Genomic DNA, 14,612 nt, shown 5'->3' on the forward strand with positions numbered 1-14,612 from the left:
AGAGTACTAAATTACCGTGCGCCAAGTTCGGAGACGGTGCGGCCCGCTCGCGTCGAGCTGGTCGGTGGGGCTGTGCTGCCATCCAGATTGGCTCGCCCCCCGAGAGGCGCGCAGCGAGTCGGGGCCGGCGCTGAACGCGTATGCGCACGTTGTCTCGCCGGCCGGCATGCTTCGTCTGGTTAGGGGGCCACCGACTCGGCTCGATCCAGCGCCGCCCCCCGCGCGCTCAAGGTAATCGTCTGGGAAGGTCCAGATCGGGCTGCCCGGGGCACGCGTGAGTCCGCGCTCCTCAGGGGCCAGGTCGTAGCGCAGGCTCAGGACCACATCACTGCTGACCCAGGGGCTTTCGCGCAGGTAGCCGCTGCCGCTGACCGCGCCTCCCGCGTTGCTGACATCGATGACGCGAAGCCTCGGGTGGCTGCGTAGAAAACGACTTGCCTGCTCCGTGGCAATCTCGCCGATCAGCGCCTCGCCGGCGCGCTGCCGGCCGAACACCAGCTTGGACAAGCTCAGCGCGGAATCCGCGGAGGATTAGTAGCGCGTCAGGGCCTTGGGCACGCGCAACGCCCCGTCGAGCACATAGCCGCCGAGAATGCCGCGGTCGATGTCGCTGCCGACCAGGACCGGATTTTCGTAGTCCACCTTGTAGCCGTGCACGTATATGTAGACGTCCTTGCTGGCAGAGGCATCCAGGCGGGCATCGAGCGCGGCGGTGAAGCGCTCGCCAGGCACGGGAGAGCGCTCGACCCCGCCGGCGAACGGCAGCACGCTGCGCTCGAGGATGCCGTATTCATCGACGTTGCCGACCCGCAACGGGTAGCGGTCGCTGCGATCCTTGAGCAGGGAGATGCGGCGCAACTCTGCCCAGGTCAGGGGTTGGTCGCCTGCCGGCTCGATGCAGGTCCCGCTGCGGGAAGGCGATGCTGATGCCCGCGTCGGCGAAGGCCTGGTTGATGGCCCGATTCAGCGCCGAGATGGTGCCGACGCGCGCATCGACGGAGTCGACGAAGGCGCGCAGTGTCAGGGTCAGCGCGTTGTCGCCGAAGGTGTCGAAGGTCACCACCGGCGGCGGCTCGTCGAGGACATGCTCGTTCGCGTGTGCGATGCGCGTCATGATCGCCGACGCCGGTTCCACATCGCTGCCGTAGGCGACACCCACCACCAGCACGATGCGAGTGACGGGATCCGACAGCTGGTCAAGGTCGTGACCGCGTAACGGTCCGCGGCAGACAGTGCATAGCGCTGCAGCAGGATGATCTCCAACAGCGCCGGCAGCCGCCTTAGCAGCACCCAGGTGCCGACGGTGAAGAGCAGGGCGAGGCCCAGATGCAGCAAGGTAACGGGCCGTTGCTGCTCTTCGCCGTCCATTGAACCTAGAAACGGTAGTTGAACGGCCCCCAGGGTGCGTCCCGCGGGGCGTCCAGCAAGGCACAACGAGGGTCCACGTCAAACGCCGGGTCGCGGTGCACAGCAGCCTGAGGTTCGGCTCCGGCCAGCGGAAGTGCGCGGCCGCAAGCCCTTTCGGCCGGCAGATGGCAGACAGCAGAGCCAGGGTCAGCAGGAGTGCGGCAACGCGGAGCAATTCGACGCCGACGGCCAGCCCCAGATCGGTCCCCGGAGACGCGTGCAGCAGCAGCCAGCCCGATGCGGCGAGCAGCAGCGGCAGCGGTAACGCCAGGATCAGCGTCAAGCCGAGCGTGCGCAGCGTGAGACTAAAGTGGTCTGTGGTGAATGGCGCTAACTTAAGCGGAAAGCTCACTGATTCATGCACTTGGCGGCCAGCTTGCCGACTCAGCGCTGCTTCTTCGGATGGCCGTTGAGCCGCACCTCCTCACGCGCCTCGGCCCGTGGCTTGGTCAGCAAGGGGAACGACTTGGGCCGGCGCTTGCGCTGACGGGGCTCGATTCGCCCCGGTCTGAGGCCAACCCGCGGCTCGGCGATGAGCAGCAGCAACCCGTGGATGACCACGCCGTCATGGCTGGCACCGCCGCGCGCAGCGCCTAAGGTGCTGATCATGGTCTGCGGCAACCGTGCGCGAGCCCTGCAGTAGCCCGCCCTGTTGCTGCTGCACGCCGCCAGCCCCCCGATCAAGCGCTTGACCCTGGCATCATTGACCACCGCTCGACAACTGCCGTCGGGTGAGAGTGCCTGCGCCATGAACATCGACAGCGTCTCGGTCGGCGGCCTCTCTTGAGATCAGGGGTCGCTCGCGGTGCTCAGGCAGCAGCGCCTCCACGTCATCGAGCAGCTCCGGGCCGGTGAGCAGGTTGAAGAACCCATAGGCGTCGGCGTTGTCGATCCGGCTCTGTACACGACGTTGTCGCGCGGCAGCAGCGGGAGTAGCCTGCATGGTGGGTCGCCTCCGGGATGGGGTGGGTTTGGTAACTCCACCGTACACCATCCCGCCCGGCCTATCTCCCTGACTTTTGAGACGATTCCGCTTAAGTTAGCGCCATTCGAGCCTGGCCCCTTTTCCCCCGCCATCGCCGAGCAGGTGCGCGTGCGGGTGCTGCGGTGGTTCGCCCGCAGCGGGCTGATCGAGCGTGATGACGTCCGCGAGATGCGAGCCCTCAGAGCCCCACCCAGCCCAACAGCGGCTTCTTGCTGGATGCCGCGGTGCGCGTGGGCGCGCACGATCGCGCCGGGCTGGAGCGGCTGCTGCGCTACTGTGCTCGGCCCCCGTTCGCGCTCGAGCGTCTGGAGCGGCTCGATGCCGAACGCGTCGTCTACCGATTACCGAAGCCGCAGCGTGACGGCACCACGGCGCTGACGCTCACGCCACTGGAGCTGATCGACCATCTCGCGGCACTCATCCCCCCGCCCAGGCGGCATCGCCATCGCTACCACGGCGTGCTCGCCCCCAACTCGCCCCGGCGGGCGGCGGCCGTCGTCTTGGGGCGTGACCTGACCGACGACCCGAGCGCCTCCGCCGAGCTCGCTGCACCCGGTCGCGCACCGGCCCCGAACGCTCGCTCCCCGGCGCGCTATCCTTGGGTGATGCTGCCCTAATGGGATCAAGCTCCGGCTGTTCGAGTCCCTGCCCCTGGTCTGTCCCAACTGCGGGGCGGACATGCGCATCATCGCGCAACGTCGCCGAGGCCGTCCTAGTGCAGCGCATCCTTGCCCATATGGGCGAGCCCACCGAGCCACCGCCGATCGCCTCCGCCCGCGGACCGCCCGGCTGGGACGATGCGCCCGAGCCGGCGCCGGACTGGGACCTCCTCCAACAGCCCGAGTCCGACTTCGAGTTTGATCAGCGCATTGCGTGGTAGCCGCCGTCTCTCGCAGGTGACGGCGCAGCCCCACTCGTCTCCCGGCGGCGCACGGCCCCGCAGATGCACGCCCCAGCACCCCACAACGCGCGCGCCTGCACCGCCCCCGACACCCGTCGGCCCCGCTGTTCGGTGTTGACCACACATCCCGCCCCGCTATCGTCCTCTCCCAAACCAACCTGGTCACTCAGGGTGGCTTGGATTTCCTATCCGTCACGCGAGCCGCCGCTGGTCGAGGACGAGACCCCCCGAGCCCCGCTCATGATCCTGCTCGACACCAACGTGCTGTCGGAGCTGATGCGCACGCACCCGAGGCGATCACTGCGCACGCGCACCCTGCGAGTGCTCGTTGCGCGCATCTACGACCGCTGCGACGATCAAGTCGCCCCAAACGTTCAAGGCGGTGATGGGGTAATCGAAGAAGCGGTCCACCACCAGGTATAGCGCCAGGTACGTCTGCGGCAGCCCCAGCAGGTCGAGCATAAAGGCCATCATGGCGATGCCGCCGCCGGGGATGCCGGCAGTGCCGGCGCTGGAGGCCATGGTGAGCAGCACGATGAACAGGGCCTGCGCGAGGCTGACCTCGGCGCCGGCGAGCTGGGCGATGAAGATGAGCAGGATGGACTGGTACAGCGCCGAGCCGTCCATGTTCAGCGTCGCCCCGAGCGGCAGGGTGAAGCTGGTGGTGTCGGGGCTGACGCCGGCGTTTGCTTCCAGTACGCGCTTGGACACGGGGTAGGTGGCCGCGCTGGACGCGGTGGCCAGCGCCGTCGCCGGCGCCGCGCGCACCTGCGAGAGAAAGGCCAGGGGCGCCCGGCGGCTGCCGAGCCACAACAGCGTCGGCAGGAACAGCCCGGCATGGACCAGCGCCGCCAAGGCCACGGCCCAGACGAAGGGCCGCAGCTCCAGCACCGCCCGCCACTCCATGTCCGCGAGGCTCGCGTAGACCAGGGCCGCGATGCCCACGGGCGCCGCCAGCAGCAACAACGACAGCATCCGCATCAACAGCGCATTCGCCGCCTCGGCGCCGTCCTGGAGCGTCCCGCGCTGGGACGCCGACAGCCCGCGGGCCGCGAGCGCCGCGAAGATGGCGATGACCACGATGTGCAGGATGTTGCCGTCCGCCAGGGACGCGAACAGATTCTCTGGCACGAAGTTGGCCACCAGCGCCTCGCTGCTGAAGGCTGCGTCCTGGGGGCTCACCTGCGCCAGCGCAAGCAGCCCGGGCGCGACGCCGCGGGAGAAGGCCCAGCCGAGCAGGGTGCCGACGCCGGCCGCGGCGGCCGATGTCAGCAGGTAGAAGCCGAGCGTGCGGCTGCCCAGGCGCTTCAGGTCCGCGCCGCCCGCCAGTGCCGCATAGATGGACACCAGGATCAGCGGCAGGATCAAGACTTTCAGCAGAGACAGAAAGATCTTGCCGAGCCAGGCAACATAGGGCGCCCCCGCCGGCAACAACAGGGCCGCGAGCACGCCGAGCACCAGCGCGGTCGGGGTCGAGTAGAGGGCTTTACCGATCATGGCCTGCCACCGGGACTGTCGGGCTGCATGTGTCCATTGCTTCCGTCGGCGCGGCGTCAGTCGAGAAACGGATTGCCGCCTGCGCGGCTGCGCAACGGGCGGATGCCGAGCACCGACATGAGTCGGTCGACCATCTCCACCTGTGTGGCGCGGGCGCCCTGCTGGGCCTCGAGGTTGTAGTACTCACCGAGGCCGTGGCGGGCGACATAGTCGGACAGCGAGCAGTCGAAGCTCTGGCCTGTCACCTGTTTGTGCATGACGTTGAGTCCGGCGGCGTTGAGGGCGCCGATGCGCCGGCGCATGGCCGGGTCGGCGTAGGCCGAACGGCGGCCGACGACGAAGATCAGATTGTCCTCGTCGCGCAGCCCCGGCCTGCCGCGGCCGGCGGCCCCCGGCCACTGCGTGAGGCCGGGAGCCGGGCGGAGCATCGAGATGTTGCCATAGCCGCCGTTGCCGGCATGCCCGTCGCCGTTGTTGTGCAGCGCGAGGATGGGCCCGCGGCGGCCGCGGTAGTGATCGAGGACCGCTCGGGTGTAGTGCGGTGCCGGCCGTCGCTGGGCGACGCAGAGCCGCGACTCGCCGCGGCTGGTGGAGAAATTGCGGTTCGGGTCCTGCCCGCGATAGGTGCGCCGGCCCCCGCTGTCCACCGCCAGCAGGCCGCCGCCGTAGGTGAGCACTGCGTGCACACCGGCGGCGAAGGCGGCGTCCTCGTCGTCGTGGGGCAGCACCCAGAAGGGGCCGTCCGGAGTCCGGGTGTGCTCCAGGATGTGAAAGGTCCACTGGAAACCGCCCTCGTTTACCTGCTGGCGGCGGTAGCACACGGGTGTGCCGCGCAAGGCCCCGAGATGACGGCGGACGTCCGCCGAACGCGCCTCGGCCGGGTCCATGCAGGCGCTGATGCTGCTGCCGGCGAGACGGTCGCCGCCGGCGCATCCGGCGAGGAGCACGCAGCACAGCAAGCCCGCGGCGACGGCGGGGTGCAACCGCGGGCGCGTGTGCAAAAGCAGCCGGGCGCTCAACCGCGCGCCCATCCGAGCCGCGCGAAGTTCCGCGCCACCTCGTCCTGGTCGCTGAAATAGGTCTTGGTGCCGTGCCGGTCGATGCTGCGCTCGTGGCCCTTGCCGGCGATGAGCGCCACCTGGGGCTCGTGCGCCGGTGCCGCGTCCAGGCGGTCGAACAGATGACGGATGGCTTCGGCGCGATCCAGCACCACGTCCGGCGCCGCGGCGCAGCCGCCCATGCCCTCCAGCGTCTCGTCGATGATGCGCCGGGGGTCTTCGAAGCGGGGATTGTCCGAGGTGACGATGGCGTGGTCCGCGTGCCGGCAGACGGCGGCGCCCATGAGCGGGCGCTTGCCCCGGTCACGGTCACCGCCGCAGCCGAAGAGCGTGGTCACCCTTGCCCGGGCGAAGGCGTGGCGAATGGCGGTGAGCACGTTCTCCAGCGCATCCGGCGTGTGCGCGAAGTCCACCACCAGGGTGCGGTTGCCGCAGACGAAGGTCTCGAAGCGACCGTCCACCCCCTGCAGGGCACGCCAGGGGGCCGCCGGCAGCTGCCTGCCCGTGGGCGCCAGGATGCGTGCCGCCAGCGCCAGCGCCAGCGCGTAGTTGGCGCGGTTGTAGCCGAGCGCCAGGAAGGCGCGCTCGCCGAGCATCCCGGCATCGGCCGCCGCGGGTGTGAGGAGCTCGACGGGCGCTCCCGGCCGTTCCTGCCGCAGCCGCTCGGCCACCGCGGCGCTGGTGGTCAGCAGCGGCAAGCCCGCCGGCAGGTGGTCGACGATGCCCGCCTTGGCCGCGAAGTAGCCGTCCTCGGTGCCGTGGTAGTCCAGGTGGTCCACCGTGAAATTGGTCCAGCCGGCCGCATCGAATCGCAGCCCGGCGAGGCGTCCCTGGTGCAGCGCATGGCTGGAGGCCTCGGTGACGAGCACGTCGGCGCACTCCTGGTAGGCCGCCAGCAGCCGGCGCAGCTCCACCAGCGGCGGCGACGTGAAGCCGGTGACGCCCTGGTCGACGCCGTTCAGCGCGAGCCCGAGGGTGCCGACCGACAGCACCCGCTCGCCGGCGGCGCCGAGCAGCGCCTCCAGGTACTTGACCGTCGTGGTCTTGCCGTTGGTGCCGGTGACCGCGGCGATGCGCCAGTGGCCGGCCGGCAGCGGATAGAAGGCATCGCACAGCCGCGCGAGCGTATCCCCGTAGGCACCGGGGCGGGTGACGAAGATGCCCTTGTGCCGCAGCGCCTCGAAGCAGTCCATGCGCCGGTTGGTCACCAGCACCGCGAAGGGGCTGGCGGCGAGGTAGCGCCGGTAGAGCTCGGCATCGGACGGCCCGCCGTCATGGCACTGAAAGCACAGCACCGATCCCGGCATACAGGCATCCGAGCGCCACTGGATGTCCGACAGCGCGTCAAGATCCAGCCCCGCCGGCACGCGGTGCCAGGCGAAGTCGATGCGGGCAAAGGCCTCGGCCGGGGATGACAGCGGGCCGGGCGTGGGCGGGCAGGGCGGCAAGCGGTTGCTCTCGTAACGGTCTTGGTACGGGACCTCGTGCCCGCGGGTGCGAGCGTCAGCCGCTTGCGCGCCGCGCTGTGGGCGCGAGTGGGGCGGCTCAGGCTGAGCGTGCCTGTTGGCTCCGGCCCGCGCTCAAGTGCCGCGGGCGGCTCGGCGTCGCGCTGCTGGAGTTGGACCCTGCGGGGGCATCGTCCCTGAATGCCCGGGCTCCAGCGCCCGCTCAGGCGCATCTACACAGCTGGAAGCCGCCGCGCGACGCGCTCAGTGCGGGCTGGGAGCGATGCGCAGATCCGTGCTCGTCACTTGAACCGCGACATCGCGCTTGCGAAGGCGTTGGAGAAGCTGTCCCAGGCCTTGTCGAAGCCCGCCTTCATGTCCTCCCAGGCCTCGTCGCTGGCGTTGCGGAGCTCTTTCAGCTTCGCCTCGGCCTCATCCCGCTGGGCGCGCATCTCGTCGAGCTGTTTCTGATACTGGATCTTCGCGTCGGCCTCGGCTTGGTCGACCTTGGCCTTCATTTTCTCGATCTCGGCGTTCCACTCGTCGATGTTCGCCTTTGCCTTCTCGATGTAGTGGTTTCTCTCTGACATCTGGCTGATCTCCTCGGTTGGAAGGAACACGCAAACACGCCGGTCGTTTTGTACGCCGATCTCCAATGCATGACAAGCCAGGTGGATCCCACAGCGAAGGGCGTCCGTCCGGCTAGACCGCTGGCGCGACCGGTAGGGTGGACGAGCGACAGCGAAGTCCACCGAGGGGCCTGATCGCGTTAGCCGCCGCCCGGTGCCTGGGCGCCCAGCAGCAGAAGCAGCAACAGGGCGCTGATGCCTACCCAGAGGGCGCCGGCGACGGGCCATTGCCGCAGCTCCCGCTCCACGTCACCGGCGGGAGTACCGAAAACCCGCTCGAAGGCAGCGAGGGCGATGCCCTTGAGCCTACCCCAGACGCGGCCGAGGTCCTCCAGGAAGACCTCGCCCATCGCCTTCACCGCCCGCAGCAGCGGCATCACCAGTGCCAAGAGGTCGCCGGGGGGTATCAGGCCGACGAAAGGCGCGAACAGCTTGGGCTGTAGCGCGGCGATGAGCGCTACCGCAGCGGCGATGCCGACGCCTATGCCAAGGGGTAGCCCGTTGCTGAGCCAGGCCTCCGGCTTGCCGAAGGCGATGGCGAAGGGGAAGAGCGCCACCAGCGCCGCCAGCAGCCCCCAGGCGGCGACGGGCCAGAGCCAGTCCGGCTCGGCATGCGGCTGAAGGCGCCAGGAGACCCAGATGAAGCGGGCCATCAGCAGCACGGTGCCGACGGCAGTCACCGCGATGACGGCGCCGATCCAGGTCCACTCGGCGGCGTCCAGGACGGGCTTCAGGTCGTATTTGGCGGCGGCGCCGCTGGTGAAGGGCGCTCCCGCCAGCGCCAGCGCCAGGAACACCAGCACGCCGAGGATGAGCGCCTGGGTCATAGAGCCGGCGGGGCCCGCGTGCTTGCGCAGGCCCACGCCCAGAAAGAGCCCGCCCTTGGCCAGCCCGTGCTGGGCGGCGTAGAAGACGATACCGGCGACGCCCATCGGCGCCAGCGCCGGCTCCACCAGCACCAGCCCGAGGACGGTCATCATGAGTCCCATCTTGGCGATGCTGGAGTAGGCGAGGATGACCTTGGGGTCGCGCTGCACCAGCCCGACAGGCAGCGCCAGGGTCATGGTGCCGAGCCCCGCCAGCGCCAGCCAGTGCCCCCAGCCGGGCAGGGCCAGCTCACCCACCGGCAGGAAGCGCAGCCAGCCGAGCAGGGCGACCTTGATCATGGTGCCGCTCAGCACCGCACTCGCCGGCACCGGCGCCGCCGGGTGCGCCAGCGGCAGCCACAGATGCAGCGGCACCAGGCCCGCCTTGACGCCGAGCCCGAGCAGCAGCAGCGCGATCGTCGCGTTGCTGAGCGCAGTCACCTCGCCCGTTCCCGGCCGCGTGGTACCGGTCTCGCTCGCGAGCATCACCAGCCCGGCAAAGAGCGCCACCTCGCCCAGCAGCGCCATCACCAGATAGACCTTGCCGGCCCAGAGCGCGGACGGGCTGCCGTCGTGCACCACCAGCCCGTAGGCGGCGATGCCCATCATCGCGAAGCCGGCGTAGAAGCTGAACAGGTCGGCGCCGACGATGAGCCAGAAGTTTCCCGCCATGGACAGCAGGAACAGGACATCGAAGCGCCCGCTGCGCGCCGTCGGTGCCTCGGGCGGCCCGCCGCGCTCGCCCAAGGCCGCATACACCCCGGCCGCGAGCCACACCAGCGCCGTGAACGCCAGGTAGACCTGCGCCGTCGCATCCAGCGCCAGATGGGTGCCGAGAAAGAGCCAGGGCAGAGGCAGCTCGGTACCCACCGGCACCAACAGCGCCGCCGCCAGCGCCGGCACCGGGCCGAGGGCAACCCAGGGGAGGGCCGAGGGCCGGGGGCTGAGGGCTGAGGCAGCGGTGCCCCAGTCCTGCCGAAACCGCACCCCGGACGCCGGCCACACCAGCAACAGCGGCCAAACCCAGGCGATCAGCAAGAGCCAGGCGCTCATGGACCCGCCTCCGCCCTTTCAAACTTCAAACTTCCTACTTCAAACTTCATAACCCGTATTCCCGCTCAGCAATCAACCGCGCCCACTCCAGCGGGCTGAAGGGCGCCGACGCCAGCAGCCCCGCCAGCAGGCAGAACACCGCCGTGATCACCGGCGGCCAGAGCAGGGCACCCATGGTCTCGAACCGGGTGTGGAAGTGGTGCTCCTTCGGCCAGGACGCCGGCAGCGGCCGGAACCAGGCCCGATACAGGATGGGCAGGAAGTAGCCGGCGTTGAGCAGGGTGCTGGTGGCCAGGATCACAAGCACCCAATGCTGGCCGGCCTCCACGCCGCCCAAGCCCAGATACCACTTGCTGACGAAGCCGGCGATGGGCGGGATGCCGATCATACCCAGCGCGCCGACGGTGAAGGCGAGCGTCGTCAGCGGCATGCGCCGGCCGACGCCATCCATTTGGCTGACGTTGGCGACGCCCAGGGTCTCGGCATAGTTGCCGGCGCAGAAAAAGAGCGTGATCTTCATGATCCCCTGATGCACCAGATGCACCAGCCCGCCGACGGTAGCCACCGGCCCCAGCAGCGAGGTGCCGAGCGCAATGTAAGACACCTGACTGACGGTGGAGTAGGCGAGGCGTTTTTTGAGCCCGTCCTGGGTCATGGCCAGGATGGAGCCATAGACGATGGTGAAGGACGCCAGCACCCCCAGCACCGTCAGCAGGCCGAGCTGCGACGCCAGCGTGACGCCGTAGACATCGTAGACCACCCGCACGATGCCGAAGGCGCCGGCCTTCACCACGGCCACCGCATGCAGCAGCGAGCTCACCGGCGCCGGCGCCACCATAGACTGCGGTAGCCAACCGTGCAGGGGCACCAATGCCGCCTTGACGCCGAGCCCCGCCAGCAGCACCGCGAAAATGGCCACCAGCTGGCCGTGCAGGTCCGGGGAAAGACCGCCCAGCATGCCGCCCTCCACGAAGTCCACTGGCCCCGTCAGGGTGCGCAGCCACACGGCCCCCACCAGCAGCAGCAGCCCGCCGGAGAGGGTATAGGCCAGGTAGATCTTGGCGCCCCGGGTGGCCTCAGGCGTGCCGCGGTGGGCTACCAGCGGATAGGTGGCGAGGGTGAGGATCTCGTAGAAGATGACGAAGGTCAGCAGGTTGCCCGACAGCGCAATGCCCACGGTGGCGGACACGCACAGGCTGAAGAAGCCGAAGAAGCGCGAGCGGTTGGTGGAGTGCTCCAGGTAGCCGATGGCGTAGACCGTGGTGACCAGCCAAAGCACCGTGGACAGCGTCACGAAGAGCACCGACAGCGCATCGGCATTGAGCACCAGCGTCAGCCCGGGGGCGATGGCGATGCGCGTCTCGAACACCTGCCCGAGCCAGACGCCGTAGATCATCAGCCCCACCAGCACCAGCTTGGCGATGGCGCCGACGAGATTCAGCACGGTGCGCAGGGTGTGGCTCTCCTCGCGCACCAGGAAGATGAACACGCCGGGCAGCAGCGAGCTCAGCACGATGGCCCCCGGCAGCAGGGCTGCGTAGTCCCAGCTCATACCCCGCCTCCTGTCCCGCTGCCCGCGGCACTCAGGCCCAACAGCGTCCACAGCGGGCCCGAAGCCAAGCCCAGCACCGCCACGGAGATCAGCGCCAGGGTCAGGGCCGGCACCTCGGCGCGGGCGTCGGTGATGAACTTGAGCGGCGTCGGCTCCAGGCCGAAGGCACGGCTCAGCACCCGAAACACATAGGCCGACGCCAGCAGGCTGCCGGTGGTGACCACGATCACCCACCACCACTGGCCGGTGGCGATGGCGCCCTGCATCAGCAGCCACTTGCCGATGAAGCTGCCGCTCGGCGGCAGGCCGATGAGCGCAGAGCCGGACAGGGCGATGGCGAAGGTGGTCGCCGGCAGGCGCTGGGCGGTGCCGCCGAGATCGTCGATGCGGTCATGCCCGGCGTTGGTCTGCACCAGGCCGGCTGCCAGAAAGAATCCCGCCTTGGCGAAGCCGTGGGTGACGGCCATCAGCAGCAGCGCCGCCAGCAGGTCGTCCCGGGCAGGCCCCGGCGGGGTCGCCGTCAGCAACGGCAGGAACAGGAACAGATAACCGATTTGCGCCACGGTGGAGTAGGCCGCCAGCAGCTTGAGCCGCTCGGCGCGCAGCGCCCGCCAGGAGCCCCAGAGGACGGCCACCGCCCCGAGCAGCGCCGGCAGCATGGCGGCCGCCATACCGGTGATGGGCCAGAACAAGTCCAGCCACAGCCGCAGGATCAGATAAAAGGCCGCCTTCACCACCAGTGCCGACAGGGCCGCGCTCACCGGCGCCGGCGCGTTGGCGTGGGCCGGCGGCAGCCAGAAGTGCAGCGGGAAGAGCGCCGCCTTCAGCGCCAGCCCGGCCACCATCAGCGCCATGGCCGCGGCGTTGACGGCAAAGAGCTCCGGTGCCGCCGCAATGCGCTGCGCCAGCAGCCCCAGGTCCAGGGTGCCGTGGGCGGTGTACAGCAAGGCCACGCCCAGCAGATAGCTGATGCTGCCGAGCAGGCCCACCAGCAGATAGCGCAGGTTCGCCGCCACTGCATCGCGGTTGCCGGTGAGCGCGCCCAGGGCCGCCGCAGCGATGCCGAGCAGCTCCAGCATCACATACAGATTGAACAGGTCGCCGGCGAGGAAGAGCCCGTTCAGCGCAGCCCACAGGAGCAGCCACAGCGGCCAGAACGAGCGCACCCGCAGCCGGTCGTGGAAGTAGCCGGTGGCATAGACGCTGATGCCGAGCCCCACCAGGTTGGCCATGAGCACCAGCGCGGTGGCCAGGCCGTCGGCGCGCAGCGCAATGGCGAGCTGCGCATCCCAGCCGCCCAGGATCAGATGCAGCGTGCCCTGCTGCCACACCGCGGCGGTCAGCGCCACCGCCGCCCCCGCCGTCGCCAGCGCCGAGACGATGCCCAGGCGCACCGACCAGCGCGGCAGGGCCGTCACCAGCATCGCCCCCACCAGCGGCAGCGCGATGCACAGGACCAGCGGGTCCGTCATGGGCGATGCGCTCATCGGCGGCGGTCTTCCTCTTCCGCGTCCTGCAGGCGCGCACCCAGCATCAGCGCCAGGGCCGTTGCGCTCACGGCGACCACGATGCCCGTGAGCACCAGGGCATGCGGCACCGGGTCCGGGGGTGCGACATCGCCGCGATAGGCGATGGCGATGAGCACGTGGAAGACGCCGGCGCCGGTGATATTCAGGGCGATGATCTTGCGCAGCAGCGGCTCGTGGACCAGGAAGGACCAGAGCCCGAGCGCGAAGAGCACCAGACCGGCGCCGCCGTAGAGAAACTGTGCGGTCAACATTCGGGGAAGGTGCTAGGGGCTAGGGGCTGGGGTGTTCTCTGCTGCCGGCTCGGTCGCGGAGAGGGCGTCCTCGTCTTCGGCCGTCGGCCGGGCTTGCGGGCCGGGCGGGCGGCCGCCGACATAGGCGGCCGCCAGGGCCACGCCGATGGCGACGGTGGCGGCCATCTCGATCGCGAGGATCAGCCACTTGGCGATCTTCGGCGGATAGGTCAGAAAGCCGGCGCCGAAGACCATGAGCCCGAGCCCCACCAGGGTGAACACCAGCACGCCGGCCACCAGCAGCCAGCGCTGGGCGGCCTCGCCCGGCAGGCCGGCGCGCGGGTCGCCGGCCAGGCGCACGATGACGCCGGCGGCGCCGAGCAGCGCACCGGCCTGGAAGGCGCCGCCGGGTGCGTAGCCGCCCACCCAGAGCAGGTAGCCGCCGGTGACGATAAGCAGCGGCACCACCCAGGACACCATGCCGGCCAGCACGGCACCGGAGCGCTGAAAGCCCGGCGCCGCCGGCCCCAGCGACCAGATGCCGAGCAGGGCGGCCAGCAGCACCGCCAGCTCCATCAGGGTGTCGTAGGCGCGATAATTCAGCAGCACGGCGGTGACCGGGTTCTGCACGCCGGTGCCGGGCAGGCGCTCGTAGGCGAGGTCGGCGAGCCGCGGGGCCGCACCCGCTTGCAGCGCCATGAAGTACACCACCGTCAAGGCCGCGCCCAGCAGCGCCAGCAGCACCGCCACCAGCAGGCTCAGATCGCGGTTGCGCTCGGCGCTGCGCGCGGCGCGCCTGGCCCTGGTCATGCTGGTCATGTCTCGTCACCCCCATCCGTGCGGGCCGAGGACCTGGCCGCGCGCCGGGCGGCCGCCAGCATCAGGGCACCGCCGAGTCCGGCGCCGATGGCCGCCTCCGCCAGCGCCACGTCCGGCGCCTTCAGCCGCGCCCAAACCAGCGACAGCCAGAGCCCGAAGGCGATGAACAGCATCACCGCGCGGCGCGGCTCCGGGCTCAGCACGGCGGCGAAGCCGAGCGCCAGCAGGGTCACCAGGAGCACGCCATCGAAGACGATCAGCAGGGTCAGCTGGCTCATTGCATGTCCTCGCCGTCGCCGCGCAGGGCGCGCTTGGCGATGAGGTGCGCGCCGGTGGCGCCCGACACCATCACCAGCACCCACAGCAGCACCAGCTTGACGGCGTAGAAGAGATCCGGCTTGTAGAGGATGAGCCCGAGCATGATAAGCCCCAGACCCAGGTTGTCCGCCTTGGTGAGCGCGTGCAGGCGGCTGAACAGGTCCGGCAGACGCAGCAGGCCGATGGTGCCGGCGAAGAAGAAGGCCGCCCCCAGGGTCACGCTGACGGCGGCGATCAGGTGCAGGATGGTTTCCGTTGACATCACGGCGGATCGTGGAGGACAGGGTCGGGGGGATCGGAACGGTGGTCGAACGGCGCCGGGT

Annotated in this window: 18 protein-coding genes and 2 pseudogenes; 2 read left to right on the forward strand and 18 right to left on the reverse strand. The window is 69.8% G+C overall.

Going from position 1 to position 14,612, the window contains the following annotated elements:
- Positions 1–6 precede the first annotated feature (6 nt).
- From CKO31_RS18250 to CKO31_RS18270, 7 genes and pseudogenes are all read right to left on the reverse strand, one after another.
- On the reverse strand, positions 7–507 hold the full coding sequence (locus CKO31_RS18250) for a hypothetical protein (protein WP_200240300.1): 501 nt from the start codon (positions 505–507) through the stop codon (positions 7–9).
- A gap of 24 nt (positions 508–531) precedes the next feature.
- Positions 532–858 (reverse strand): hypothetical protein, encoded by a 327-nt coding sequence (locus CKO31_RS18255; protein ID WP_200240302.1) that lies wholly within the window; start codon positions 856–858, stop codon positions 532–534.
- On the reverse strand, positions 791–1,114 hold the full coding sequence (locus tag CKO31_RS26950) for a hypothetical protein (protein ID WP_369075138.1): 324 nt from the start codon (positions 1,112–1,114) through the stop codon (positions 791–793). The genes CKO31_RS18255 and CKO31_RS26950 overlap by 68 nt, the downstream gene beginning before the upstream one ends.
- Positions 1,111–1,368, reverse strand: coding sequence for a hypothetical protein (locus tag CKO31_RS26955; protein ID WP_242475493.1), 258 nt, complete (start codon positions 1,366–1,368; stop codon positions 1,111–1,113). The genes CKO31_RS26950 and CKO31_RS26955 overlap by 4 nt, the downstream gene beginning before the upstream one ends.
- Positions 1,369–1,444: 76 nt before the next feature.
- Positions 1,445–1,771: pseudogene (locus CKO31_RS27295) on the reverse strand (hypothetical protein); the annotation flags it as partial.
- A gap of 20 nt (positions 1,772–1,791) precedes the next feature.
- Positions 1,792–1,953, reverse strand: a pseudogene (locus CKO31_RS18265) (IS4 family transposase); the annotation flags it as partial.
- Between the two features lie 154 nt (positions 1,954–2,107).
- Positions 2,108–2,350 carry a hypothetical protein gene (locus tag CKO31_RS18270; RefSeq protein ID WP_200240306.1) on the reverse strand — a complete coding sequence of 81 codons (243 nt, stop codon included), beginning with the start codon at positions 2,348–2,350 and terminating at the stop codon, positions 2,108–2,110.
- Between the two features lie 272 nt (positions 2,351–2,622).
- Here CKO31_RS18270 and CKO31_RS18275 point away from each other — a divergent pair, with 272 nt between their 5' ends.
- Together CKO31_RS18275 and CKO31_RS18280 are read left to right on the forward strand one after the other, a co-directional pair.
- Positions 2,623–3,009, forward strand: coding sequence for a transposase (locus CKO31_RS18275; protein WP_200240308.1), 387 nt, complete (start codon positions 2,623–2,625; stop codon positions 3,007–3,009).
- Between the two features lie 98 nt (positions 3,010–3,107).
- Entirely contained in the window at positions 3,108–3,272 is a 165-nt protein-coding gene (locus CKO31_RS18280; RefSeq protein WP_200240310.1) for a hypothetical protein, read from the forward strand.
- A 318-nt stretch (positions 3,273–3,590) separates the two neighbouring features.
- Here the strand turns inward: CKO31_RS18280 and CKO31_RS18285 are convergent, their stop codons facing one another.
- The 11 genes from CKO31_RS18285 to mnhG form a co-directional block, all read right to left on the reverse strand.
- The gene (locus CKO31_RS18285; protein ID WP_200240312.1) at positions 3,591–4,790 is read right to left on the reverse strand and encodes a dicarboxylate/amino acid:cation symporter; all 1,200 of its coding nucleotides are present in this window, start codon (positions 4,788–4,790) and stop codon (positions 3,591–3,593) included.
- Positions 4,791–4,846: 56 nt separating this feature from the next.
- The gene (locus tag CKO31_RS18290) at positions 4,847–5,809 is read right to left on the reverse strand and encodes a hypothetical protein (RefSeq protein WP_200240314.1); all 963 of its coding nucleotides are present in this window, start codon (positions 5,807–5,809) and stop codon (positions 4,847–4,849) included.
- Positions 5,806–7,296, reverse strand: coding sequence for a Mur ligase family protein (locus tag CKO31_RS18295; protein ID WP_242475486.1), 1,491 nt, complete (start codon positions 7,294–7,296; stop codon positions 5,806–5,808). The genes CKO31_RS18290 and CKO31_RS18295 overlap by 4 nt, the downstream gene beginning before the upstream one ends.
- A gap of 299 nt (positions 7,297–7,595) precedes the next feature.
- A complete protein-coding gene (locus tag CKO31_RS18300) occupies positions 7,596–7,883 on the reverse strand; it encodes a sll1863 family stress response protein (protein WP_200240316.1) in 288 nt (95 codons plus the stop codon).
- 179 nt (positions 7,884–8,062) lie between these two features.
- Positions 8,063–9,841, reverse strand: a complete 1,779-nt coding sequence (locus CKO31_RS18305; RefSeq protein WP_200240318.1) for a complex I subunit 5 family protein — start codon at positions 9,839–9,841, stop codon at positions 8,063–8,065.
- Positions 9,842–9,887: 46 nt separating this feature from the next.
- Entirely contained in the window at positions 9,888–11,393 is a 1,506-nt protein-coding gene (locus CKO31_RS18310; RefSeq protein ID WP_200240320.1) for a proton-conducting transporter transmembrane domain-containing protein, read from the reverse strand.
- Positions 11,390–12,865 carry a complex I subunit 5 family protein gene (locus CKO31_RS18315; protein ID WP_200240353.1) on the reverse strand — a complete coding sequence of 492 codons (1,476 nt, stop codon included), beginning with the start codon at positions 12,863–12,865 and terminating at the stop codon, positions 11,390–11,392. The genes CKO31_RS18310 and CKO31_RS18315 overlap by 4 nt, the downstream gene beginning before the upstream one ends.
- Positions 12,866–12,876: 11 nt before the next feature.
- On the reverse strand, positions 12,877–13,173 hold the full coding sequence (locus tag CKO31_RS18320; RefSeq protein ID WP_200240322.1) for an NADH-quinone oxidoreductase subunit K: 297 nt from the start codon (positions 13,171–13,173) through the stop codon (positions 12,877–12,879).
- Positions 13,174–13,185: 12 nt separating this feature from the next.
- Positions 13,186–13,971, reverse strand: a complete 786-nt coding sequence (locus tag CKO31_RS18325) for an MnhB domain-containing protein (protein ID WP_242475487.1) — start codon at positions 13,969–13,971, stop codon at positions 13,186–13,188.
- Positions 13,968–14,249: a Na(+)/H(+) antiporter subunit B gene (locus tag CKO31_RS18330; RefSeq protein ID WP_200240324.1), complete on the reverse strand. Its 282-nt coding sequence runs from the start codon at positions 14,247–14,249 to the stop codon at positions 13,968–13,970. The genes CKO31_RS18325 and CKO31_RS18330 overlap by 4 nt, the downstream gene beginning before the upstream one ends.
- The gene (mnhG, locus tag CKO31_RS18335) at positions 14,246–14,551 is read right to left on the reverse strand and encodes a monovalent cation/H(+) antiporter subunit G (RefSeq protein WP_200240326.1); all 306 of its coding nucleotides are present in this window, start codon (positions 14,549–14,551) and stop codon (positions 14,246–14,248) included. Before mnhG ends, CKO31_RS18330 begins: the two co-directional genes overlap by 4 nt.
- Positions 14,552–14,612: the final 61 nt, after the last annotated feature.

Origin of the sequence: Thiohalocapsa halophila (assembly GCF_016583825.1) — a bacterium.
Lineage (GTDB): Bacteria > Pseudomonadota > Gammaproteobacteria > Chromatiales > Chromatiaceae > Thiohalocapsa > Thiohalocapsa halophila.